Below are 23,619 nucleotides of genomic sequence, written 5' to 3' on the forward strand. Positions count from 1 at the left end.
TCCCTCCCATTTCATCTCGGGATAGCAAGAACAAAACGTGAATTTTGTACGCTAAGAAACCGAATTTTTTAGATTGTTGAACTCAATCCCTGTCAATGCCATAAGAAAAAGAGTTACCGCAGTAACCCTTTTTCTTATAATACACGTCATTTTTGGGAAGCTACAGCTGAATAAAGTCAATCTATGAAATTTCCCACAACCTTTTAACTTCCACCAATTCCTGACCATTGAATTCCATTCTATATATATCTGGTTTTGATGTCTGTAGTAAAAAATTGAAATCATACTTACTGTCATAATACCTCATCATCAAAGTCATTACAGCTCCATGAGTGCCTAATACTACTTTCTGTCCTCGATAGGTGTTTAATAATTCTTTTAAGACTTTTATAGCACGTTTCTGACAGTCGACATTAGACTCTCCTCCCATTAAAGCAAAGTCGGGGTCTAAGAATGACTTTTTTATCAAAGGGAATAATTCTTTATCCGAAATTCGTTCCTCTTCAGCAATAAAAATTCTCTCTTTTAAGTCCTCAAATACTAAAACTTCTTGTCCTATTTGCTTCGCTAACTGCTGAACAGTTAGAATTGAACGATTGTATGGACTTGAGATAACAACGTCGATTCCCTCACCTTGTAATGCATCTGTTATTCGTTGAACATCTAATTTTCCTTTTTCAGTTAATCCTCTTGTTTTTTCTTTTCCAAACTTTGGTGAATCCCCGTGTCTTACCATATATATGAAAGTTTTCATAATTACCTCCATTTATTTTAGTTTTCTTTATTCCGTATATAGCTTATATTAATAAAATGGACTTTCCCAATGACCATAACTAATAATTACTATAAATCTTTCTGCATGCGATATCTTAAATACATTAATTTACAATTCCGTGAACGTAAATGTATTAAAACAAAAGAACACGTAGAATGGAGAGCTAAAAAAGACGAATTCTGTACTAGCTCTTTTTTTCATTTTCTAATTAATAATTCGTTTGCATATTCACGAGCCCAATGATCGGCATCTAAAACTGTTTCCAAATCTGGATTTGCAATACTATGATGAGCTTCAAGAGTAGAATAAATTGTCTTTTCAATATCAAAAAATGAAATTTTATTTTGTAAATATAGCGCATTTGCAATTTCGTTCGCTGCATTTAAAACAGCAGGTGTTGTACCACCAATTTTTCCAGATTCGTAAGCATAATATAGGCAAGGGAATTTTTTTAAATTTGGTTTTTCAAAATGTAAGCTAGCTATCTCTAATAGGTTTAATTTTTTATAGTCCGATTGTAATCTAGTTGGATAATGAAATGCATATTGAATCGGTATTCTCATGTCAGGGGCACCGAGCTGTGCCATGATAGAGCCATCTATAAATTCAACTAAAGAATGAATAATACTTTCTTTATGAATTAAAACATCAATTTTCTCATAGGGGATATCAAATAACCAACGTGCTTCCATGATTTCAAAGCCTTTGTTCATTAATGTAGCCGAATCAATAGTTAGTTTTGCTCCCATTAACCAGTTGGGATGTTTTAAGGCATCTTTAGCTTGTAAGATTTCCATTTCTTCGCGCGTTTTATCTCGAAATGCACCGCCTGAAGCAGTAATAATAAGTCTCTGGATTTCTTGAGTATTTTCCCCATTTAAACATTGAAAAATGGCAGAGTGCTCACTGTCTACTGGGATTAAGCAGCAGCCGTTTCGTTTCGCTAAATCTGTCACAATATGCCCTGCCGCAACTAATGTTTCTTTGTTCGCAATTGCTATATCTTTGTTCGCTTTTAATGCTTCAATTGTTGGAAGGAGACCAGAGACACCGACAACTGAAGATAATACAAGATTAGAATCAGGGTGAGTTGCAACTTCAATTAATCCATCTGTTCCATATGTGACTTTTGTGTCCGTAGAAATTCGCTTCCGAAGTGCATCTGCTAATTCTTTTGTGCTTACGCTTACAATTCGAGGGTGAAATGTATGTATTTGTTGTTCGAGAAGGTCAATATTGTGATTTGCTGTTAAACCAATAATTTTAAAATGTTCCGGATGAGAAGTGACTACATCTAATGCAGACGTACCAATTGAGCCAGTTGAACCAAGAATCGAAATATATTTTACCATGATTATTCCTCCAAAGTTGTATAATCCCTCTTTACACACCTATCCTACAATTCTATAGAAAGAATAGTGTATATTTCATTTTTAAGCATTATATTATATTGAAATTTTATTCAATCTTTCCTGTAATTGACTATTAGTTCTAACAAACAGGCCCTTATATAGGAAAAATGCCCCTATTATTAAAATCATACCAATATAAACAGACATCATCGTAGGAATTAAGAATGCACCGACGATAATAGTCATTCTTGCGATTAGGTCCGCCCCAATATCTGATAGACCCGCAAAGGCTGAATATGATCCTCTCTTGTCAGCCGGAATCATATTAGCTTGTTCTGCATTTCTAATTGGTGAGTAGACAAGTTCACCAACAGTAGCAATAAAGTTAAAAACAATCAGTATGTACCAAGTGTTTGAAGATGTTACTGCCACATAGCCTATCCCATAGAGCACAAGACCTAAAAGTAACGCTTTTTTTCCACTTAGATGATCTGTAAATTTATTTACAATAAAAGTTAAACATACTACTAGAAGCATATTTTGTATGTTAAGAATACTTAGCATCCTCACCCCTACTATTTCAAAGTTCCCAATGCTTATTGGATTGAATGTTTCTGCAAGCCGTACACCAATATAACTGTTTAAAGAAAACTCTGCCGCAAATATGCAAGTAGACCCTATTACAACTCTTAAAAACGCTCTATCTTGAATAGCAATTTTATAATTTTGAATTAGATCAAGTACTATATTTCCCTTCCTTTTTTCTAAGCACCCTTTAACTTCTGCAACTAGCCAAATTTTATAAGCAATCGGTACTGTAGCAGAAACACACGTCAGTAGTATAAACAACTCTTGTTGATGATTAATGTATAAACAACCACCCAATGCTGCACCAATTGCCATAGAAAGATTCATAAGCCAATAGTCAATTGTATAGACAGCCTTTCGATTTTCCGGTGTAGTTGAGTCTATGATGATAGCTTGCATGGATGGGCGCCCAAGACTGCTAGTTATTATAAAACCTACATAAGCGATTGCAAATAACCAAATCACCTTATCTGTCGGATATAAGCTTAGAGTCATGAATAAAAACATCAAAGTACTAGAAAAAGAAGTTAACAATAAGATTTTCTTTCGTTGAAATCGATCTGAAATGTAACCTCCAATTAAATTTGAAAAAAAACTTAAAATAACCGTTAAGATTAAAAATAACCCGGCCCATACTTTATTTATTTCTTGAGCAAAAAACAATGCCATGAAAGGCATTACTGCTGATGTAACAGCACGATTAAAAAATGATGTAATTAAGCGTACTTTTATATTTTGCTCAAATTCTTTCCAATTCATCGTATCTCCTCCCCTTGTCTAATGTTATATTAAACTAGACTTATCAAATTAAAAATGGACACCTTCAGAAAAACATGTCCACTTATAAAAGGAGTTAGGAAAATGGATAAAATTTTACTAAATCTATGGCAATCATTTTCTTCAGGAAATATAAAAATAAAAGATCTAGCAAATTTTTTAAATTTAAGTACAAAGCAAACAGTACGTTACTTACATAAATGGATGGATGAAGGTTGGCTGACTTTCATTTCTGGAAAAGGTAGAGGAAATCCCTCCTCTCTCCAATGGTTGAAAAATATAGAACAAATCTATGAGTCACAAGTAATGGAAATTATGGATCAACAGCCTGTTGAAAAAAGTAGTAAATATTTACTATATAATTGGTCTCCAAACAGTAAACTACGCTTGATGACTAAGTTTCATTCAAAATTTGGCTATATACATAATTCAGATGATAAATTAATTATCCCTAGAAGAAAGCCCTTTTTAACAACACATCCGCTCGAGGCTGCCGATGTACATAGTGCACATATTGTCGCGAATGTTTTAAATCGACTTGTTTATATGGATGAAAAGGGGAACATATTCCCTGAAATAGCCCACAGTTGGGATTTAACTCAATCTACGCTTAGATTATATTTAAAAAAGTCTATAAAATTTCATGATGGATCCATCTTAACAGCGTCTGATGTGAAACTATGTCTCTCAAAATTACGCAATCATAAATACTATAAAGACTTATGGGCGCCCATAGAAAAAATAGAAGTTGTATCACCATTAATTATTGATATACATTACCCAAAGGGATGTAGTTATTGTTTACAAATGTTATGCATGATAAATACAAGTATTTATAAAGAAAATAACGGTCAAATCATAGGAACCGGTGGTTTTTATATAGGAGAGAATAATCTGGAGAAAACATCATTGATAGCATTTCATGATTATTTTCAAGAAAGACCTTTGCTGGATACAGTAGAATTCATTCAGGTCCCCCTAGAATTTGATACTATTTATCAATCTTCCAAACACCATAAATGTAATTCTACCTTTCAAGTAGAAAGGAATTCAGGTTTCGGTGTTATAATTATGAATGCTTGGCGTAATTCTTCAATTCAACACATAGATGTTCGTAATTACTTACATTCTATTATCGCTAACAATATGAATCATATTCATGAATATGATTCTCAAAAAATCCCAAATATTAAAAGCTGTTTGAAAGACATAGATCATCAAGTCAATATTCCAAAAATAAAACGTCCCGAATTTAAAGAACCACTTATTATAAAAGCTACTCAGTATACAGAAGCGACAACAAAATGGTTAATGAATATCTTAGAAAAAGAAAATATACCTTTTCAAGTTAAATGGGTTCCATTTGAAAACTATCTTAGGGATGAAAAACTTAATGAACAAGTTGATCTCTTTATTCATGGTGAAGTATTCGAGATGAATCAAGAGATATCATTTTATTATTTTTTAACAGCTAGATATTCACCATTGGCTAAGGTTTTAAAAACAAATAAATCACTAAGAAAACACCTTTCTAAATACAAACATACACATTTTGAGGAGTGGGCTTCATTAAATAAAAATCTTGAAAAAGAACTAATAGAATCCTCTATTATGATTCCCTTATACCATGACACACGTCAAATTCCTTTTTCATCAGATTTAACGAATATTAAGATGAAATATTTTGGATATGTGGATTTTTCTCAACTTTGGATAAGACCTTTAATTTAAAATTCACAAGAAACCTAATTCACTTATAATAATTATCACCCTATTTAATTTCCCTGATGCCAAAGGTAAAGTTTTTAGGAGTACGGATACATCGCTATCAAGTCAATCAAACTGGTATCTTAGAGTCATCAACTTAAACAACAAATAACACCATCTCCATTTTTTCAATATTTTGAAGGACTCACAAAACAAAATTATTATCTCTCCACAGTTAACTATGAGAAGTTAGCCCGTTTTTTCGTTTTGGGGAACCATCGATTTCAAAGCTTGATGACGATGTGGCGAGACTTCTTAATATAACATCAATTTATCAGTAGTCGTATCTAGAAACCTAAAAAAGTCCATTTAGAAGATCTAAAGGGACTTTTCACTCATATAATCCTATTTATGGTTAAACAAATAAGATTGAATAAATTTAATTTTTCTTGTTTTATCTAATAAATTGTTTAGGCATTTCTTTAACGTGCTTATCATCATCACGCCAATCATAGGTTTCTTTCTGTGAAATATCTAAAGTTTGATCTCCAATTCTAACAATATTCTTATTTACCCATTGGATATATGGATCCGTATCTGGATAGTTCCAATATATATTTTTCTCTGAATCTGTATCAAGGTTAACTAATTCACCATAGCGTATTGAATTTTTGATCACACATCGTTTTTTCTGAATGGTACAATGTAGAAAAAGGAGACTTATTCATGGGTGACTTAATTGGCGATATATTGGCAGGACTCCTTATGTCCATTCCTTCAAAAAAAGAAAAACTGACTCATAAAAACTTTAAACTATTGGAAAAAGAAGCATGGTTTAAAGAAATTGAACAAAGATACGGTAGATTAATGGTATTTAACCATTCCATTAGGGAATTTATTGAAAAAGAGAATCTTGAGACAATCTTAAAGAATGTTGAAAAGACTAATAAATTTCTTTATGAATTAGAGGAAATCCTAAAGCAAGAAAAGATATAATTGCAATCACAAAATGGGCATCAATCAAAACGAATAAAAAACAGGTAATTGTTTGTAATCACAATTACCTGTTCTTTATTATTTATATTTACTCTTTATTTTTTAAAATTTCATTAACCTCTTCCACACTTAATTCAGTGGCTTCCGCTATCTTCTCTATAGGTACACCTACTTTAATTAAATTGTGAATCATCTCTATCTTAGTTGCTATTCTAGCTTCTTTTGCTGCCTTTTCTTCTGCCGTCTCTATTTCTGATATTCTATCTTTTATTGCCTTCTCTCTCGCTTCATATAAGCGTAAAAAGTCCTTATCACTACTTAAACGCTCCCAATCCTCTATTGCCTTTTTCAAAACTGGATCTTTTTCCATCGCGATTCCCTCCAGGATTGTAGTTAATTTCTCATCTTCATATGCAGGAAATAATAATAGCCAACGTGCTAATATATCCTCCCATGGATCCATTCGATCTTCTTGCCATTCTCGAATTACTTTTGGAATCTCAAGAAAGTGCAATTGCATATTCTCTGAAATTATGTGCTCCGATTTTTTGTTCATGACTACACCGACATTATGAAAGTCCTCTTCTCCTGGAAACAGAATGAAATCCACTATATTAATACAAATAGTTGGTCTTAATTCTGTATACTTCATTCCCTGAGTCATTTGAGAATAATACATGCCAGCCCAGTAGAACAAAGATCGCTCGATCATGTCTTTTTTGTCGCGAACCTGTATCTCTATATTTAATTTTATACCACTATTAAGGGTAGCTCGCAAATCTAAAATAGACAATTTATCATCCTTTTGTTCCCTTGGAAGATGTGGATCATCTAAATGCAAAGAAATAATTTCCTCATCTAAAGAAGATTGTAATACCGCATTAAGAAAACCAATGAGTATATCCTCGTTTCCTTCTACTCCAAACAAGCGCTTGAAAGCAAAATCAACTCGTAAATTTACTAGATTTTTTTTCATAGATGTATTCATATTCTCTTCTACCTTTCTTTTAGTGAATTTTTATCCTCTGTAGTAATTGGATATAAGAAAAAGATAGAATTAAAAACTCTATCTTTTTCTATCTACCTATTTATGAAAATACCAACCTACTTTATGAGTTTCACAATCTCTGAAATACAGGTTTAAATCCCGCTTGCATTGCATCATCCAGCCCCTTACCTTGTGCTGGATTCCATGCAGCTATGATTACGTTATAGTCCTCTGTCTTTAACTTTGTCGCAAAGTCTATAAGAGCTTTTCTTACTTTTTGATTCTCTACTAAATCGGCATCAAACGCTAAATAGACATTTTCTACACCCATATCCTTTAATACAGGCATAGTAATTCGCCAAGCATTTACACCAGGAATCGCAAGAACCGTTGTTCCTATTTCAGAAAGCTCCTCTTTATTAAATCTCTCTGGAAGCAAATCAGCAACCAAATCTGCTTTCATAGCTCCCTCTGTAATCATTACTGATTTAGTTTGATGAAGTATACCAGAATTCCAATGTTTTAAATGAGAACTTGGTACCGCCACATGCACAGGAAGTGGATTTTCACTACCTCCTGCCCCAGTTCCATGATTTTTGTTTGCTGATGAGAGCCAGAGATATTTTTGCCCTTTATGTATCTTTACAACAATTTGTCCCTCTTGAAATGGAATCTCTACCTTTTTGCTCACTTCTAGTTCGCCTTTAAAGATACAATCACCATTTTTAGTTATCTTCACAACATTAGCCTGTTCGATTAATTCTGCTTGAACTCCAGTAGGTGCCGATTTCACATGAACGGAGTTTTTCACTTCATCCACACGAACCTGCCATCCAACAATTTGATTGTACTGATTCCGAAAAGGAATCAATATACCAGGAGATCCTGACATCAAACGAAGAGAAAGTTGACCTTTTTTCATCTCATAGAACCCAGGGATTCCCTGCCAGCATTTTTTATTCCCAATCTGTTTAAATAGCTGCTCCCAAATAGTCGTATACGTATTATCCTCCTCTAACACAATTTGTTGTTTTAAGAAAGAACGATATTGACGTACTTGTATTTGTTCTTCGCTCATTTTTCTATCTTTTAATAAATGTGCATGATGATGCTCTTGTAATGGTATAAACTCAATTAACTTACGATTAAACACATTTAATTCCTCATTGCTTTTCTTATCATGAATCTGAACTTCATCCACCTCAGGCAATTGATACTTATCTTTTCCATTTATGTAGTGAATGTAGCTTGGATTGCCTGTGTTTTTTCCATAAATCCATTTACTTTCTACACGTGTACATGCTACCTTATCTTGCGACACGTGCAGCATACAATTGCCTGTATCATAACAAATTGGACAAGGTATACGGTAAAACTCCCACCAGCTACCTCTCGGATAAGCACTTGTTAAACGAAACTGTCCTTTTTGAATGTTATAATTCATTTTTCCCCACTCCTTGTATACTGTTTATTATATATGGGACTATTACTTCCGTTAAATTTTTTATAATTACATTAGGATATTACGTATAATCACCTAATGGATATACAAAAGGATACGTATTACAAACTAAATAATCATTTCTATGTTCTTGATCTTGCAAATCCGATTCTACGTATGCTTCAAATGCTCTAGCAAACAGCTCGTGATTTGTAGACCAATACTTTTTGCTTCTCTTCTTATCTAACTTAATTGCTGTATCAAAATACACTGACACTGGTTAAAGGGAATAAATCCACTTTTATCAGATTAAGTGCTTGTAATGCACGTAAACTTTAAGTAGGATCATTTGGATGTGCAGAATAAAATAATGATACTTCACAACTGATTATCATAATTAAATCTCCCTAAAAAAATTTTTGCCCAATGTAATAAGGGTTCTCCGATCAAACAGACTTGGAAACAACACAAAAAGGACTTCTTCAAGTCGATTAAAAATGTGTATAGCAAAATAAGCTATATATACACTAATCGGCTCAAAGAAGCCCTTTCACAATTGAAACAAGACGCAACTTGCTTCTACAATTCAACCACAACACAATAAGGTGTGGGAATAAACGGAATCAATTAAACAATAAATATAATTCCATATTAATGAATTCACAAAAAAATTTCAACAACCTTATGTTTCCTTAAGATTTTTCGCTTCGTTCTATTTTCCAGTGAATATTTTTGTACAACTATATGTTCCTACCGTTTCAGATTGCAATTCTAGATCTTGCTCTCTTATACTAGCTCGTGCATATCACACTAATTTCATCAATCATCCCCTAATACTATTTAAAAGTTATCATTGTTTTATATATTCTATTTCAGACTAACCCTTAGATGGATTTAAGATATGATTTCAATGATTTTTCACATCATTTCCCCGCATCATCTAAAAGTATCAAATTTTAGACAGTTAAGTAGGACATTTATTTTCGTTCGTTGTGTTCGTTTGTTTTGTAAAATGTTAAATAAAATCGAAACAGCATCCTTCTAATTAATAAGTACTGATTAAAAAAATAATAAAAAGAGTGCTATTAAAATATGCACTCTTTCAAAAGGCTTTACCAATCTCGATGGTCACCATGTTCATGCTCACGATCGCGATCGCGGTCATGATTACGTCTACGACGACACTCATCACAATCGCAGTCACGTCTACAATGACAGTCGTTAAAATCGTTTCTTCTTCGTCTACGGCCGCAACCGCAAAATACTAAATCATCCCAAAATCTATTACAATCTCGAGAATGTCCAAAATTATTATCCCATCCCATAGATATGATTCCCTCCTCTAAAATAGAATTCATCATATTCTATGATTAAAAGGTAGAAATAGTTTGTTTACTAGTCTATGTTTCAAACTAATAATATTTCAATTTGCAAGTCTATCTCACGCCTTATCTTTCCTTAACAGCAAATAAGACGCCACCCAGATTACGGCAGCGCCTACGATAATTGCTATACACATGTTTGTTCTATCTACATAGTAAAATAAAACAACCATAATGAACACATCATAAGATTAGTAACCCTATTTTCTGTCCGTTGATTATTATGTTTATAAACCTAGATTATGCACATCTATATTCAGTAAGTGCATACCCTATTACATGAATGCTACTTTAGGAGTGATTATATTATGAATTCTTTCCCGATGAGGATTTTTGTAGCTCCAACTTCGACTTGGCAACATTTACTTCACCATCCTTCATATGGTCAATATGGTATGCAACCTGGGCATATCCCCTTTACTCCTACAATTGCGCCTTCTTCTGTAATATATCAATATCATTATATTTTTCCAGCATTGTATTTCCAAGAGTTTCACGGTACATTTAACATCTAATCTAAATAGAAAAATATCCGTTATCTGTACTATTGGAGAATCAATTCATGTTATACCTAAAACAGTATTTAAATACGTTTAATGTATAATTTCTATATAACAAAGAAAAAAGCACCCGTTATGGATGCCTAATCTTAAAAGCTTATGGCCACAAGCTCTTTTTAACTCCTTCACTTACTACATCAACAAGAATATCTTTGAATGCAGTACCTATTCCCGAACCAAATTTGGTAGCTAATTTTTTAAATCTAGTAGTAGCTACTACTGTTTTTGGTCCGTTTTTTACTATCTCATCAATACTTTTACTTAATAATTCTTGTTCTTCTGGAGTTAACCCCTCTACCTCTTTAGCTAACTCTTTCGCGGCTTCTATAGCAGCCTCTGTCCATGGATACGCTTTTCCACATTCATGACAATAACCTGGTGGCGTATATGTGAAACCGATAGACGCTACCCCTGGTACATGATATTCTCCACGTATGCTCGTGTTACATCCTTGACAAGTTGTTATTGTTTTTTCTCCACACTTATCACAGAACTTTTGATTTCGATCTGGATATTTTATATAAGTGTCATTAATAGTATGCCCATTCACGCATACTTGAGCAGTATCAAGTTTTGACGATCTTTAAGTACCAGAATAATTTTCATTCAATCATGAAAACCATCCCCATTCTTAGAAATCAACATACAGGACGAAAATAGATATATTTATATCCATTTCCATAACATAAAAAGGTGAATGATTATATTATGGATAATAGATACAAATTAGAAACAGCATGACGAATGCGAGTTATCTCACACCCGCCACACTGGAATATGTCTTCATTTGTTTTAATTGGTCTTTTCTTCTTAACGCGGGTTCTTACCGCCTTGCCCGCCCTACTATGCGGTATACGTTACCGAGGCATTCTCGCATCAGAACGTTTCACTTATAGGTGTACTAATCCTCTTCGATATGCGGTTGTCAAAGGGCTTGTACATTAAGAATAACGTTGATTTCATTATCAAAATTCCCCCTATTTAGTCCCCATTTTTGTCGGCATTTTGTCGATGTTTTGAAAAACATAAACATTCCAATTTATTATATTTCTTCTTTTTTTGATAATATATGTATCTTGTTTGGGTATTAATATCATATAATTGAACTATTATATTTTTATAAAAGTAAGGATGGTTAGACATGACGGTACAACAAGAAAAAGTAACACGGCGCGTTGTTTGTAGGAAATGTAAATCAGATCAAATAGTCGGTAATAAGCGTGGTTATAATTTCAAAAGGGCGTTTTTTATTCTGTTTCTTCTGTTATGTACACTTATAACTATTGGAATAGTTTCTAATTTTTTATATGTTATAGTTCCTCGAAATTCTATGGATGGAGTTGTTGGACTTTCTGCACTTGTTGGTCTTCTTATTATACTTCTAGGACCACCGATAACTTTATTCAGTGGATTTGTTGGTAGAAAAAATATTGTTAATGGTTGCATGAATTGCGGACATACATGGATGCCTAAAAAATAAAACATAAAAAGCCAAATGGATAGTTAATTACAAACTGTTAATTTGGCTTTTTTTGTATTATTAAATCATCCCTAAAGATGTAGCGATCAATCGAATCGCATTTTTCTTCTTATAATAGAAGTGATCTTTCTTCATCGATAATTCAGTGTAAATAAAGCTGTCTTTCGGTTTATCTGCGTTTAAGTACTTTTTCTTGATGGTTTCTGCCTCGTCATAGTCTAAAACGTACTGTAAAGCCTTACCGATCTGCTTGAACTTGATATTGCTAATATGTCTCGTGTCTCTAATCTCCGGAAACAAACTGATTCCTTCGTGTTTTAGCTCCACTTCATTTTCAAAACGAGTTTTCAACGTGCGGTATTCCTTTAGTATTTTCACTACTTCTTTCTGAACTTGTTTCTCTGTCTCTCTATCGATAGCTGGTAATAAAGTTAATTGTCTCTCCATGAAGGAACCCACCTATTTTTGAATTTGTCTTTTTAACATCACGTAAGGTACGTGAAATTTTACTATCTCTTTATTGAATAAGGGAAACATGCTTAGTAAAGTAGCCCCCACCAATCTACTCTGCATGGTTCCATTATTCATTAAGCTTTTAATAATTTGTGTTTCCTGTTGGCCATCTTCTCTTTTGCTGTTTCAATGTTATTTGCTACTTTCTTATGATCCTGATCAAACTGAATCATTCCATTAAACATAACTGACACTACTGCTTCATCAACGTATTGCAAGTAATCCACTGGTGCTCGCTCTGTCTGTTCTACTACATATCCATAAATATCAAAATCTGCTTTTGGTATAGACTTCTTGCCTTTAGGTTGATGAGACATCCTTACATAAGATTGAATGACTGATAGTGGTACCACGAATACTGACTTGTCCTTGCTAAACTCAATAAGGAAGAAACATATTGCTCCCATCTTCTCCGCTTTCTCCAGGTAATCCAATTGATGCTGTGCAATGTTCTTCAAATCAAAACGTGTATCTTTCTCTGTAGACTTCGCTTCAAATGCGATAGCTCGTCCCTTATACACACCTTCATAGTCAACTGTATTTTTAGCTTCATAGAATCCATTTAGTACACGGCCACCTTTACTTTTTAACACCTTCACAGGAGTCGGACGCTTGTTTATAAGCGCCACTCCCCCCCTCTTTGAGACATTTCGTCCGCTAGATTGATAAGCATTTCAAATACCATTCCGCGGTTTCCTAGTCCCATTGTTATTCCTCACTTTCTATTAAAAGTATTATTTTGTTAAAAAATTCATTTCGATTTATAATCGCTATCTTTTTCTTTAATTTTCCAGTAAAATCAAATGTAAATATTTTAATTACATAGGAGAAAGCAATGAAACATAACATCAATCTATGGTCCTTTATTTTTTCTTTTATTTGCATTGGTTTATTCCTCTTATATCTTGAAATTGGTTCGATAGCCTCATCTGAAACGAAAATGTTTATTATGAATTCGCTACCTATCCACCCTTTATTTTTTTTACTAGTTTTAACAATAGGTACTTTTTTTGCTGGTATGAAAGGTTTTTCTAAAATAAATAATTGGGTTGCGATGCTTAGAAGCATAGCAACCGTTCTACTAACACTTTTATTATCAGTGTTTTTAACACTAACTTTGATCGTTGGCTATGCATTAAGTTAAACGTAATTCTTCACGAATAAAAACCACTATTCCGTCAATACTGTAGACAACCCATTTCGAACCATATTCCATTACCTGAGCAGTTAGCTTTTGCTAGCTGCTCTTTTGTTTTTTATCACTTTTTCATTTTAAAGCTCATATATTATTTTGAAGCAAAAAAATCAATGCTTCTCAAATGAAAAAGGTATTCTTTTTACATTCTTTTAATTAACTTAATTAGCTCCTCTTTGAAGAGCACTGTTAATAGGTGCTCTTTTTATTCACCCGAATAATCCTCACAACTCAGTACATACTACCCGTAAGCAGCTTTTTTAACAGTGACTGCAGCTTGGGACCTTTCGGCAGTTAGCCTTGGCTAGCTGCCCTTTTGTTTCGTTCCTGCTCCTGTTTCTTAAAGGATTCTTTATTCTTTCTCGAATAAAATCAATAACTCGGCATATAATATCTATGCATCTAGATTATAACCTTTGTATCAAGCAGTTAGACTGTGCTAACTGCTCTTTTATTTGTCACAAAATGAAATTTTTATTAAGTTGCACCCACATAACATGTTGAGTTTTGTGCATACTATAACTGTAACTTAAAGTTACATATCCGAACTTGTAGGGCCTAATTTCTTTTGTACAACAAGTAGTTAGCTATTTAGAGCTGACTGCTTTGTTGTGCAAAATAAGATTTTTATTTCTCAACAACCATTTTTGGAATTAAAACCCTAATAATGGTATATAGTGACTAACTAGTCACTATATAAATTCAAAGCGTTCATAAAGGCACACTTATATGTGTGCTTTATTTTTTATTACAATTAAACTTTCAAACTACAACATTCTAAAACAGTATGCATATAATGCTTTTATTCCTCTTTCAAAATATATCTTGTTTTAGAGCGCCTTAAAAAGCGCTCTTTATATTTGTAAATAAACATTTTTCTCAAATATACTCACGACATGCATATTTACTAGGATAAACATTATACTAGTGCAAGAAATATTTTATCCATATTTATAAGGAGGGTTTTTTCATTAATACAACTTTAATTTCCCATTTCTACAATGAAGAGTATCTACTCCCATGGTGGCTAATGCACCACACAAGACTATTTGATCACGGTATTCTTATTAATCGAGGCTCTACTGATCGCTCAGTAGAAATATGTAGATTATTTGCACCTCATTGAGAAATCCGCGATTCAAAAGTAGTAGAGTTTGATGCCATATTAGTTGATCAAGAAGTAATGAACATAGAAAAAGAAATTACAGGGTGGAAAATGGTATTAAATACCACTGAATTTCTTTGCTGTTTTGATAAGGAAGCCTTTTTCTCATCTCTTGTCACTTTAGGGCAAAACATGTATGCTATTAGGACTATTCTGATGGTAGATGACCCTACTCATGGTTATTCAAATCCAAGATACGGAATTCCCCTTGTCAAACAGCGTTATCATGGGAGAATAATCCATCCTACTCCACCTGCCCCTTACTACGGAGGTAGACTAATCCACAATTATTCGCATGGTAACTATATAGCCGGAAGGCATTGGTCAAATCATTCACTTATCGTTTACATGTACCCTGCTTTCGTTTTAAAATTCTTTTACAGTCCATGGAACATAGCTATGAAAAATCGAAAATTACAAATTGGTCCAACCCTTTCTAAACATAGCATACAGAAGGGCTTAGGTACGCATCACCTAGTTACACTAGCTGAATTAGAAACAAAATATAAATTCTTTGCAAATACAACTGTTGACCTTCGATTAATCCCAGAATATCAAGTTTTATTTCCAGAGTTATGTTTCCCTAACTATTAATACATCTAAAAAGAACATTTTGGAACTTCCTATACAACCCTTGCTTTCGAGTGAGAACCAACTCTTATTGAAATAGCGTTTTTGTTCAAATTAACGACCATATAATTGGACACATTTACCAGTATTTTTACCAAAAAATTCATGATATGGTTAATTAGTCGAGTACGTCATTACTTGGCACTTACCCTTAGAAGCCCCGTCGACAATCGGGGTTTCTTTTATCAATATATATTTGTCAAAATAGTTAGTTGAGTGTTAAAATATCATAGATTCTCCTTAGGGAGTTTTCATGTAATTAAACAAGAGTTTACAGGTTCTCGAATCTTAGCCCCTTGGAGCGCCCTTCAAGGGGCTGAACTAATTAAAATAACGATTTTATTAAAACTTTTCACCTTTTAACTGGACAAGCATATAGTATTTCATAGAAATCTACCTTTCTTGTCAAAGAGCATACTTACATGTGTGCTCTTTTTTGTTCACTTAAATTTTTTACCTTTACTCAAAACATACATAAGATATAATTGCTAGTTCACAAGTCGATCCACCTATTCTGGTTAGCTTGATGGGTATGGGGTTGATTTATTTTCTTAGGTTGATGGCGATGTAAAAAGATTTAAATTCTTACAAAAGAACAAGTGCAACAAACTTTCCCTTCTTAAAGTATTCTGCTACCGTTAGCTGAATAAGAGAAAGCCACCAAGAATTATTGGCAGCTGCATATTCAACTCTTGCCCCCGTCAACTAAATAAGAACTACGTCTGTGCCGTCAACCATCAAAAGTAAACGCGTCTTGAAAGATAGTCTATCAGACACTTTATAAACCATTAGGATGACTCAGGTGAATCGAACTCCCGTCCCCATGGCGTATTTCAGCGTTTTCCCAACCGTATATGCGATGTGGGCATTACCGAGATTATCATAAGCCAAGGACGGCATGTCGCCGCCGTCTGGATCGACGACTTCTACGACCCATACGCCGAATCGGTTGCGAGAGGCTAATTTAAGGTTGTTTCCGTCACCAAAGGCTATTCGATAACCATGCCTAGACCCAGGTTCTAATGCGACCGATGGAACAACCGGAAAAACAGTGTCCGTTACAATTTCTTTGTGTGGCTCTGCTATACTAAGGTCGAGAACTGATGCCTTTAGCTTGCCGTTAGTTAGGTCTGCGTAGGCTACACACCATTCTGTGCCTCCTACTATGGACGTAGGTCTATTCACTACGAAATGGCCGATATCAGAGATCGACGTAAAACCGACAATACCTTCAGTAGGGTCGTTAATTCTCGTCACCCGAACGCTTGTAGAAGGCACCGGCCCGCCCTCATCGCGTACCGCGATATATGCAATGAGGCATGTCTCAGAATCACCGTCAAACACCATTGAGGGACACAGACCTATGTTCCATAAGTTATCTTCAGGTACTACCAACATTCGCTTAAATCGCCCCGCAACTTTTCTAGTAAAGCCCAGTGAGCTCGTGGTTAAATCGTGAAATGCAAAGTACGGAGTATCGCGAAGTTCGGGGTTTAATCGTCCCAAGTGAAGACTGAAATCAAAGCCTGAAACACCACGTGAGTCGTCCAAAATGCTCGTCGGGATAGGCGTGAACTCCCAGTGTTGGTCTCGCTTGAAACCATAAGTGAGATGGCCGTCATCATTTAAATAGGCAATGTGCGGATTACCCTTGGAGTCGATTTTGAGGCAGATTCGGGCTTCTTCGCCACTGACGAGACCAGCGCTGAACACTTCCTCCCGAACCCATGAACCAGCAACCCTATTGGCTAGCATCAGTTGTCGGCCAATTCCAGCATAAGCTACATAAGGATTGCTGTTCTTATCGAGTGCCAAACAAGCTTTTCCTGCAACGGTTCCTGGACCGTCAATTATCTCAAATGTAAACTGCGCCATGTGGTTCCCCTCCTTTGTTTTTATCGTTTTCCGACAGAAGACTCCTTCCTCAAAAATGTGAAGGTGTAAAACACCAATTTTAGGTGGGAGATGAATGTCGGTTGGCATAAGCCAACATGTTTGCTACCATATACTTGTACAGATTGCTCTTTGAAAACTGAAGATATGAGGTTGGTTGCAGAAAAACGTTGCAACCGTAAAATCTTCAACGTTCTTTCGCCCCACGTTTGCTGAAGTTGCGAAAACCAAGCTAAAGTAGGAAGCGTGGTGAGTTAACGTACAAGACATTTCAGTTCTCACCGTAGGGACTACGGGTAGAGCCTGCTAAGATAACCGGTGGATACATTGGTGTTCGCAGGAATCTTCCACTTCAAAAAGTCCGTAAGGACGTTAAGTGGTGAGTAGTTCAAAGTTTTTAATTAAAGATCTATATCCAATAATGTATCTGCTAAAATTGTTTCAAAAATCGCATTCTAATATATTTTTGAAATTGTAACTAAAGAACAAAAAAAATAACTCCCAGTGGTTTCTTATAAAAAAAGGAATTTACAATTTCTTGTTAAACAAACCTGTCCCGTTCGTTTAACAAGAAAATCAACAACATTTTTTAATAAAACCATTTTCTGAGGTCCTCGAGTGGATACGCCTCCCGCTACGGGCTACGTTCTCCTCCAATACTAATCAACCCTTTATACATAATTCCCCTGCTTTATACTCTTACCCGTATAGTATGTATTTGTTTTAAACAATTTTTCATTCTAAATCGACAGTTGCTTTTTCAACTAACGGATGTTTTAATTTAAGAAAAAAATAATAAAGGTATATACATATTAGTCATATCTAAAATGTATATACCTTTATGTATTAAGAGTTTTTACAATTTAGGTCTTGATAACGAATGGATTCTGTCTTTTATATTTGCCTTAAAGTAATCCATTCATAGCTTGCCCACTCTTTTGGTTTTTTATCGTACTTAATACGACCCGTCGTACAGAATGAAGCAATCATCCATTGTATGAGATTCATCTTTGCATATGGATCAACACAATCCTCTATTTTTTTCAATTGATACCCTGTACTATTTTTCTGCCAAATTGTATATAAACGAAAATGTGTTGTCGTAACTAGTCTAGCTCTTGTTGTAACTTGCCATTTTGCAATTTTCGTTAAATCCTCTTTAACTTTTCTATCATACTCTTGTTTTATGACTTTATAACTCTTATCTTTATTAATTAATCCATTCGAAAATGAAAAAGGCATTTGATGCACCTCATAGACAGTTCCTTCTTCGTCTCCTAAAATGTTTGATTCTACTAGAAATATATTTTTTAGTTTTAACTGTTCCGTTAATTCTTTTCCACTCCGATAAAAAGGTTTTTTTATCTTCTGAAGCAGAACAACCTGTACAATTAATCCGATAAGTAACGGATACGCTAGTATAAACACCATATGAATAAACATATTTGCAATAAGTACCCCTACTATTGCGAATATCGTAAAATAAATATACGTTTCTCTTTGATGAATGATTCTACTATTCAAGCTAACATACCTCCGTTTTGATAAATAGTGAAAGTAATATACACAATTGCTCCTAATAAAATAGAACAAGCCCCTGGAAAGCTTTGTATTAGCTGTATTTCTTTCTTTGGTAGTTTTGCCCCAAATATAGAAGCAGCATGCTCTAATTGGTCTTTAATCGCTCCTAAAAATCCTAAAATTTTAATTAATTGATAAACACTAGCAATCCAAAAGAATAGTAAATGGAAAGCTGTTAATGTAATTGCGGTAAGCATAGCCGATTCTTCTACTACATTACTAACATATAAAGCTACCACCACAAGCATTTTCGTATCACCGGGTGAAGAGAATTTAAACGTCTCTAGCAATAAACCGCATGCTAAGGCCATAACTAGTACAATTACAATCTCTTTTCCTGTTCTTATTCCGGCAAAATACGTGATTCCTATACCGACAATTAAGAATAATAGATGCCATATATTTTTCGTTTTTCTATATTTCAAATCAGTAAATACATTTAGGAACATGTAACTTAGTAATAATCCCACAATATACAGACCCATTTTCTTTACTCCCCTCTTAATTTCATAAAAAATGCTGTGTAAAAAAGGGAACCACTTTTAGAGTAGCCCCCTCGTTTATTTTTATATTTATTTTTTATTCCAAGAATCTATATCTGCATTGCTTGATGCTTTTGTGAATCGAGCTAGAATTGTATCATACCCACCTTGGATTGCTTTCCATACAAATGGCCCAATTACTAGCACAATAATTACCGCTAAGGCGATTAACATTCCGTTTTCTGATGACAACTGTGAATCCTCATTTTTTAACCAATTCTTCATTTTTGCTAACATTGAATTTTATCTCCTTTATACATATCAATTTTTAGAATTTACTAAAATAAAAATTTATCTATTTAAATCTTTTATTACTTATTCCAAGAATTTACGTCTGCATTGCTTGATGCTTTTGTGAATCTTGCCAGGATCGTATCATAACCACCTTGGATTGCTTTCCATACAAACGGGCCAATTACTAATACGATAATGACCGCTAAGGCAATTAACATGCCGTTTTCTGATGATAGTTGCGAATCCTCGTTTTTTAACCAATTTTTCATTTTTGCTAACATGATTGAATCTCCCTTATCCATTTATTTGAGCTATACGTAAAAAAATCATTAATCTAAAACTTCTATTACTTGTTCCAAGAATTCACATCTGCATTGCTTGATGCTTTTGTGAACCGAGCTAGAATCGTATCATAACCACCTTGGATCGCTTTCCATACAAATGGGCCAATCACTAATACGATAATGACCGCCAAGGCGATTAACATACCATTTTCTGATGATAATTGTGAGTCTTCATTTTTTAACCAATTCTTCATTTTCGTTAACATATATTTTGCTCCTTTACCTATTCCCTTTTTGATAATATCTTCTATAGACTTGCAAATCCTTGCATTAAAGATTGAATAACAATCACCATTGGATAAATCACAATACATCCAATAACTGCGACGTTAAATTTATTCATTTCCATTGGTTTATTTTGAATGAGACGGTTATAGTTCTCATGTTTTAACTCACGCATCATTTTAATCTGCGCATCCATAATGCGAAGACTCTGTACCTTGTCCGTTTTTTGCGCTTGTTGCAATGCAATCGTAAAGGTATTTACTTCTGGACTATTTAAGGCTGCTGCAAAGTTTCGAAATGGTTGATCCGATCCTGCATACATTTCTAATTCCGCTGTAAGTGTAGATACATACGGACGAAGATGTCTTCCGGCATATATTTGCGCCTTTTTTACTGCTTCTAATGTTGTATGTGTTTTTAACAACTGCAGCATAGGAATTAGATACTCTGGTAATTCGAACTTCCTAGCTTCTATCGCCTGCTTGATTCTTCTCTTTAATAGATAATCAGGATAGAAATAAAGTAGCGGTGAAATCAACACACCCACTTTAAATAAGTAGTAATCATGGAACACCGTACATATCAAGAAAACAGAGGTGAAAATGATGGGATATGCTACCTTCATTTTTAAATATTCTTCTGGTTTCGTATCCAGGCCAGCTTCTTCTAATTTTTTCTGAATCTGCTCTTTCTTTTCTTCTATCAGATACTTATGTGCTAACGACTGGAAGGGCGCGAGCATCATTTGATTTAAATTCTTCTTTTCAATTCGTTTTGCATTTTCTACATAATTCGTAAGTAAGCTACCGCTATCTTTTTTACTTTGTAGAAAGGTAGAGAATACCCAGTACATGACAACGAATACCACTGCAGCTAAAATCGTAGCCACCTTATTCCCCTCTTTCTGTTGGATTATAATTTGCAATTTTTTCTACACGGGTTGCTAAGAAAAAGACAATTAACTTATTTACCGCTAACGCGATTTTCCCCATCATAGAACCTGCTAAAAATCCATATGCTTCTTTTGACATCAACATAATAACTATCGGCATAGCGATAACGATTAAGCAGTTCTGTACAAAAGCACGTTGTGCTTGTGACAAACTAGAACGCAATCTTGCCAAATACAGCTTTTGTTTTTCGAAATCTTCTGCAATATCTAGTAAGACTTGTACTGAATTTGTTCCACCTTCTCGGCTACACACTTCCAACATTTCATGGAAGAAAACCAATTCTCTAAAGTTAAACGTTTCATTAAATCCTCTAAATGCACGATGCATTGTGGTTCCACCTTCTAATAAAAGAGAAACTTTCTCTATTTCTTCTTGAATGCTTTCATGCATCATTGGTTTCACCTGAACTAACACCCGTTTTGCATTGTTACTAATTTGAAGTGCATTTGCTACAGCTTTCATATAGATAGAAAGACGGTCAATGACAACCAAGTAGTAACGTTTTTTTCTTCGATAAAGAAGAAACCTTGGAACTAAAAATCCAGATAAAACGGTAATCAGTGTAAAAGGATCTCTACCAAAAGAAAAATAGAATACTGCTGCAATACTCATCCCAGAAAGAATCGTATATATCCAATACATACTCTTTGTCAATTTCCATTCGTACTTTTGAGCTTCTTGGATAACGGATTGTGGTAGATACATTCGTATCCCTTTAATATTCCTTAATTCCAAGCGCCTTTCTTCTTTCTCGTTTTCTTGTACAAATTGAGAGAGAGCAGAACCCTTAGATTTTGCAAAAAGTAAAACGAGCAATCCAACACTAATAAAGATTAAGAATATGCATCCATAAGCTAACAAACTATGCATACTGCACCTCCCTTTGTGAAAGGAATGGCGCATAAAGAGCTGGATTTACAGTAGAAGAACGGAATTTCTTCTCCATTTCAGCTGACATTTTGGCTGTAATGATATGCTCTCCATGAATCTTTCCTACTCTTTCATTCATTTCATCGTATTCCTCACCCGAAGGAATAAATTGAGAAAGCTGATTGAACTGTATATCATCTTGATAATCCAATAACTCAATCATCTCTGTAATATAGCGATTTCCATCGTCTTTCTTTTCTAAAAAGACAATCACATCAAATGTCTGTGAGATTAATTCATATAAATACTGAGCATCGATATTTGCACCACTTTGCAGACACATAAGCATTAAACGTCTAACTGCTTCTTTTGCACTTCTTGCATGGACAGAGGTGAAACCAGGATGTCCTGTTTGGAAGAAGTTAATCATTTTTAACGCTTCTTTCCCCCTCGATTCCCCTACAATTAATCGCTTTGGTCCTTGACGTAAAGCATTTGTTAACAATCTATCAAAGTCTATTGCATTTTCCTCTACTTCCGATGCCCTACACTGCATCGGAACAAAGTGATGTTTCGGAAATATACGATGTAAATAAAGTTCAGGGTTATCTTCTACTACGAGAGTACGCTCTTTTTTCTTTCCTTTCGGAATATGAGAAGCAAGATATTTCATAAACTCTGACTTCCCTGTACCTGTTGCTCCAGCGACTAAAATATTCATTTTTGCTTTCACAGCTGCAGCCAAAAAGTTCAACATCTCTTTCGATGCTTGATTTGTAGATAACATACGCTCTTCAGAGGCACGAAGATGATCTGCATTCTTACGAATCGTTATCGTAGTTCCTAGTCCCCCTAGTTCATCTAGTGCTATATTGATACGTATATACGGAAATACGCAGTCCACATATGGCTTTGCTGTATTTAATGACTCTGACGTACTGTTTACCATCTTATAGGCTAAAGCCTTTACCTCTTCTTCTGTCTCAAATCGGTAAGGAAATGTACATTCTCCCTCTCCAATTTTTTCGTAAATAATTTCTTTTGTGCCATTGATATAAATATCGGTTACATCCTTATCTTCTTTTAAAGGTTCTATAATCCCAAATCCTACAATATCGTCACATACCATATTTAGTAATTGTTCAGAAGGTACCTCTGAAATGACGACCTGATTACTTAGTAGAAAGCTTTTAATAATTTGTTCTACAGCTGCTCTCTTCTCTTTATTCATAAAGGATTCGCTTAAGATATCACGATGGTCTTTTACTAAAAAAGCACGAATTTCATCCGTTATATCTTTAATCTGTTGAGCTGTAGTTGTTCCTAACTTTCGAGCCGATTTGGAACGAATCATATAACCAAAGTGATATAAATCCACTCGATTGCGCTTTAAGGCAACTTGTTTTTCCTGTAAATAGCCCCACATAC

At 34.4% G+C, this 23,619-nt stretch carries 21 protein-coding genes and 5 pseudogenes; 6 read left to right on the plus strand and 20 right to left on the minus strand.

Going from position 1 to position 23,619, the window contains the following annotated elements; genetic code table 11:
- Positions 1-181: 181 nt before the first annotated feature.
- From ACS2FK_RS22525 to ACS2FK_RS22535, 3 genes are all read right to left on the minus strand, one after another.
- Entirely contained in the window at positions 182-754 is a 573-nt protein-coding gene (locus tag ACS2FK_RS22525; RefSeq protein ID WP_063549589.1) for a histidine phosphatase family protein, read from the minus strand.
- Between the two features lie 218 nt (positions 755-972).
- The gene (locus ACS2FK_RS22530) at positions 973-2,127 is read right to left on the minus strand and encodes a 1-deoxy-D-xylulose-5-phosphate reductoisomerase (protein ID WP_063549591.1); all 1,155 of its coding nucleotides are present in this window, start codon (positions 2,125-2,127) and stop codon (positions 973-975) included.
- A gap of 93 nt (positions 2,128-2,220) precedes the next feature.
- Positions 2,221-3,474 (minus strand): MDR family MFS transporter, encoded by a 1,254-nt coding sequence (locus ACS2FK_RS22535; RefSeq protein ID WP_063549593.1) that lies wholly within the window; start codon positions 3,472-3,474, stop codon positions 2,221-2,223.
- 102 nt (positions 3,475-3,576) lie between these two features.
- On the opposite strand from ACS2FK_RS22535, the gene ACS2FK_RS22540 reads away from it, so the two are divergent.
- Positions 3,577-5,223: an ABC transporter substrate-binding protein gene (locus ACS2FK_RS22540; RefSeq protein ID WP_063549595.1), complete on the plus strand. Its 1,647-nt coding sequence runs from the start codon at positions 3,577-3,579 to the stop codon at positions 5,221-5,223.
- 430 nt (positions 5,224-5,653) lie between these two features.
- On the opposite strand, the pseudogene ACS2FK_RS22545 reads toward ACS2FK_RS22540, so the two are convergent.
- Positions 5,654-5,854 (minus strand): annotated as a pseudogene (locus ACS2FK_RS22545) (DUF5412 family protein); the annotation flags it as partial.
- 71 nt (positions 5,855-5,925) lie between these two features.
- On the opposite strand from ACS2FK_RS22545, the gene ACS2FK_RS22550 reads away from it, so the two are divergent.
- On the plus strand, positions 5,926-6,195 hold the full coding sequence (locus ACS2FK_RS22550) for a hypothetical protein (RefSeq protein WP_063549597.1): 270 nt from the start codon (positions 5,926-5,928) through the stop codon (positions 6,193-6,195).
- Positions 6,196-6,283: 88 nt separating this feature from the next.
- On the opposite strand, the gene ACS2FK_RS22555 is transcribed toward ACS2FK_RS22550, so the two are convergent.
- From ACS2FK_RS22555 to ACS2FK_RS22570, 4 genes and pseudogenes are all read right to left on the minus strand, one after another.
- Complete coding sequence (locus tag ACS2FK_RS22555) at positions 6,284-7,183, minus strand: Rpn family recombination-promoting nuclease/putative transposase (RefSeq protein ID WP_001098034.1); 900 nt, start codon at positions 7,181-7,183, stop codon at positions 6,284-6,286.
- A 130-nt stretch (positions 7,184-7,313) separates the two neighbouring features.
- Positions 7,314-8,627, minus strand: coding sequence for a DUF3854 domain-containing protein (locus tag ACS2FK_RS22560; RefSeq protein WP_063549599.1), 1,314 nt, complete (start codon positions 8,625-8,627; stop codon positions 7,314-7,316).
- A pseudogene (locus tag ACS2FK_RS22565) lies at positions 8,617-8,898 on the minus strand (LPD1 domain-containing protein); the annotation flags it as partial. The gene ACS2FK_RS22560 and the pseudogene ACS2FK_RS22565, both read right to left, overlap by 11 nt.
- An 838-nt stretch (positions 8,899-9,736) precedes the next feature.
- A complete protein-coding gene (locus ACS2FK_RS22570) occupies positions 9,737-9,949 on the minus strand; it encodes a hypothetical protein (RefSeq protein WP_021036248.1) in 213 nt (70 codons plus the stop codon).
- Positions 9,950-10,314: 365 nt separating this feature from the next.
- Between ACS2FK_RS22570 and ACS2FK_RS22575 the strand changes: the two genes are divergently transcribed.
- Positions 10,315-10,521, plus strand: a complete 207-nt coding sequence (locus tag ACS2FK_RS22575) for a hypothetical protein (RefSeq protein ID WP_001084042.1) — start codon at positions 10,315-10,317, stop codon at positions 10,519-10,521.
- A gap of 142 nt (positions 10,522-10,663) precedes the next feature.
- Here ACS2FK_RS22575 and ACS2FK_RS22580 read toward each other — a convergent pair.
- A pseudogene (locus ACS2FK_RS22580) lies at positions 10,664-11,122 on the minus strand (DUF2321 domain-containing protein); the annotation flags it as partial.
- Between the two features lie 585 nt (positions 11,123-11,707).
- On the opposite strand from ACS2FK_RS22580, the gene ACS2FK_RS22585 reads away from it, so the two are divergent.
- Positions 11,708-12,046 (plus strand): hypothetical protein, encoded by a 339-nt coding sequence (locus ACS2FK_RS22585; protein WP_000218075.1) that lies wholly within the window; start codon positions 11,708-11,710, stop codon positions 12,044-12,046.
- Positions 12,047-12,106: 60 nt separating this feature from the next.
- Here the strand turns inward: ACS2FK_RS22585 and ACS2FK_RS22590 are convergent, their stop codons facing one another.
- Together ACS2FK_RS22590 and ACS2FK_RS22595 are read right to left on the minus strand one after the other, a co-directional pair.
- Positions 12,107-12,493 (minus strand): ArpU family transcriptional regulator, encoded by a 387-nt coding sequence (locus tag ACS2FK_RS22590; RefSeq protein WP_043939374.1) that lies wholly within the window; start codon positions 12,491-12,493, stop codon positions 12,107-12,109.
- A 140-nt stretch (positions 12,494-12,633) separates the two neighbouring features.
- Positions 12,634-13,265 (minus strand): annotated as a pseudogene (locus ACS2FK_RS22595) (Holliday junction resolvase RecU).
- Positions 13,266-13,394: 129 nt separating this feature from the next.
- On the opposite strand from ACS2FK_RS22595, the gene ACS2FK_RS22600 reads away from it, so the two are divergent.
- On the plus strand, positions 13,395-13,703 hold the full coding sequence (locus tag ACS2FK_RS22600) for a hypothetical protein (protein WP_016083183.1): 309 nt from the start codon (positions 13,395-13,397) through the stop codon (positions 13,701-13,703).
- A 1,081-nt stretch (positions 13,704-14,784) separates the two neighbouring features.
- A pseudogene (locus tag ACS2FK_RS22605) lies at positions 14,785-15,513 on the plus strand (glycosyltransferase family 2 protein).
- 834 nt (positions 15,514-16,347) lie between these two features.
- Here ACS2FK_RS22605 and ACS2FK_RS22610 read toward each other — a convergent pair.
- The 9 genes from ACS2FK_RS22610 to ACS2FK_RS22650 form a co-directional block, all read right to left on the minus strand.
- Positions 16,348-17,424 (minus strand): hypothetical protein, encoded by a 1,077-nt coding sequence (locus tag ACS2FK_RS22610; RefSeq protein WP_063549601.1) that lies wholly within the window; start codon positions 17,422-17,424, stop codon positions 16,348-16,350.
- Between the two features lie 912 nt (positions 17,425-18,336).
- The gene (locus tag ACS2FK_RS22615; protein ID WP_063549603.1) at positions 18,337-18,966 is read right to left on the minus strand and encodes a hypothetical protein; all 630 of its coding nucleotides are present in this window, start codon (positions 18,964-18,966) and stop codon (positions 18,337-18,339) included.
- Positions 18,963-19,508, minus strand: a complete 546-nt coding sequence (locus tag ACS2FK_RS22620; protein ID WP_063549607.1) for a hypothetical protein — start codon at positions 19,506-19,508, stop codon at positions 18,963-18,965. Before ACS2FK_RS22620 ends, ACS2FK_RS22615 begins: the two co-directional genes overlap by 4 nt.
- Before the next feature lie 87 nt (positions 19,509-19,595).
- Positions 19,596-19,802: a hypothetical protein gene (locus ACS2FK_RS22625; RefSeq protein WP_000879952.1), complete on the minus strand. Its 207-nt coding sequence runs from the start codon at positions 19,800-19,802 to the stop codon at positions 19,596-19,598.
- Between the two features lie 74 nt (positions 19,803-19,876).
- Positions 19,877-20,080, minus strand: coding sequence for a hypothetical protein (locus ACS2FK_RS22630; protein ID WP_000879955.1), 204 nt, complete (start codon positions 20,078-20,080; stop codon positions 19,877-19,879).
- A gap of 65 nt (positions 20,081-20,145) precedes the next feature.
- On the minus strand, positions 20,146-20,349 hold the full coding sequence (locus tag ACS2FK_RS22635) for a hypothetical protein (protein ID WP_000956353.1): 204 nt from the start codon (positions 20,347-20,349) through the stop codon (positions 20,146-20,148).
- Between the two features lie 41 nt (positions 20,350-20,390).
- On the minus strand, positions 20,391-21,257 hold the full coding sequence (locus ACS2FK_RS22640; protein WP_063549609.1) for a hypothetical protein: 867 nt from the start codon (positions 21,255-21,257) through the stop codon (positions 20,391-20,393).
- Between the two features lies 1 nt (position 21,258).
- Positions 21,259-22,191 (minus strand): type II secretion system F family protein, encoded by a 933-nt coding sequence (locus ACS2FK_RS22645; protein WP_063549611.1) that lies wholly within the window; start codon positions 22,189-22,191, stop codon positions 21,259-21,261.
- Complete coding sequence (locus ACS2FK_RS22650; protein WP_063549613.1) at positions 22,184-23,617, minus strand: CpaF family protein; 1,434 nt, start codon at positions 23,615-23,617, stop codon at positions 22,184-22,186. Before ACS2FK_RS22650 ends, ACS2FK_RS22645 begins: the two co-directional genes overlap by 8 nt.
- Positions 23,618-23,619: the final 2 nt, after the last annotated feature.

Source organism: Bacillus cereus group sp. BceL220 (assembly GCF_051776965.1).
In the GTDB taxonomy this organism is placed as follows: Bacteria; Bacillota; Bacilli; order Bacillales; family Bacillaceae_G; genus Bacillus_A; species Bacillus_A cereus.

Excerpts from the sequence above, each read along its gene's own strand:
- ACS2FK_RS22645 (WP_063549611.1), bottom strand. The coding sequence starts at position 22,191 with ATGCATAGTTTGTTAGCTTATGGATGCATATTCTTAATCTTTATTAGT.
- ACS2FK_RS22650 (WP_063549613.1), bottom strand. The coding sequence starts at position 23,617 with ATGTGGGGCTATTTACAGGAAAAACAAGTTGCCTTAAAGCGCAATCGA.
- ACS2FK_RS22630 (WP_000879955.1), bottom strand. The coding sequence starts at position 20,080 with ATGTTAGCAAAAATGAAAAATTGGTTAAAAAACGAGGATTCGCAACTA.
- ACS2FK_RS22590 (WP_043939374.1), bottom strand. The coding sequence starts at position 12,493 with ATGGAGAGACAATTAACTTTATTACCAGCTATCGATAGAGAGACAGAG.
- ACS2FK_RS22540 (WP_063549595.1), top strand. The coding sequence starts at position 3,577 with ATGGATAAAATTTTACTAAATCTATGGCAATCATTTTCTTCAGGAAAT.
- ACS2FK_RS22570 (WP_021036248.1), bottom strand. The coding sequence starts at position 9,949 with ATGGGATGGGATAATAATTTTGGACATTCTCGAGATTGTAATAGATTT.
- ACS2FK_RS22610 (WP_063549601.1), bottom strand. The coding sequence starts at position 17,424 with ATGGCGCAGTTTACATTTGAGATAATTGACGGTCCAGGAACCGTTGCA.
- ACS2FK_RS22525 (WP_063549589.1), bottom strand. The coding sequence starts at position 754 with ATGAAAACTTTCATATATATGGTAAGACACGGGGATTCACCAAAGTTT.
- ACS2FK_RS22585 (WP_000218075.1), top strand. The coding sequence starts at position 11,708 with ATGACGGTACAACAAGAAAAAGTAACACGGCGCGTTGTTTGTAGGAAA.
- ACS2FK_RS22535 (WP_063549593.1), bottom strand. The coding sequence starts at position 3,474 with ATGAATTGGAAAGAATTTGAGCAAAATATAAAAGTACGCTTAATTACA.
- ACS2FK_RS22550 (WP_063549597.1), top strand. The coding sequence starts at position 5,926 with ATGGGTGACTTAATTGGCGATATATTGGCAGGACTCCTTATGTCCATT.
- ACS2FK_RS22600 (WP_016083183.1), top strand. The coding sequence starts at position 13,395 with ATGAAACATAACATCAATCTATGGTCCTTTATTTTTTCTTTTATTTGC.
- ACS2FK_RS22635 (WP_000956353.1), bottom strand. The coding sequence starts at position 20,349 with ATGTTAACGAAAATGAAGAATTGGTTAAAAAATGAAGACTCACAATTA.
- ACS2FK_RS22575 (WP_001084042.1), top strand. The coding sequence starts at position 10,315 with ATGAATTCTTTCCCGATGAGGATTTTTGTAGCTCCAACTTCGACTTGG.
- ACS2FK_RS22555 (WP_001098034.1), bottom strand. The coding sequence starts at position 7,183 with ATGAATACATCTATGAAAAAAAATCTAGTAAATTTACGAGTTGATTTT.
- ACS2FK_RS22560 (WP_063549599.1), bottom strand. The coding sequence starts at position 8,627 with ATGAATTATAACATTCAAAAAGGACAGTTTCGTTTAACAAGTGCTTAT.
- ACS2FK_RS22620 (WP_063549607.1), bottom strand. The coding sequence starts at position 19,508 with ATGGGTCTGTATATTGTGGGATTATTACTAAGTTACATGTTCCTAAAT.
- ACS2FK_RS22625 (WP_000879952.1), bottom strand. The coding sequence starts at position 19,802 with ATGTTAGCAAAAATGAAGAATTGGTTAAAAAATGAGGATTCACAGTTG.
- ACS2FK_RS22530 (WP_063549591.1), bottom strand. The coding sequence starts at position 2,127 with ATGGTAAAATATATTTCGATTCTTGGTTCAACTGGCTCAATTGGTACG.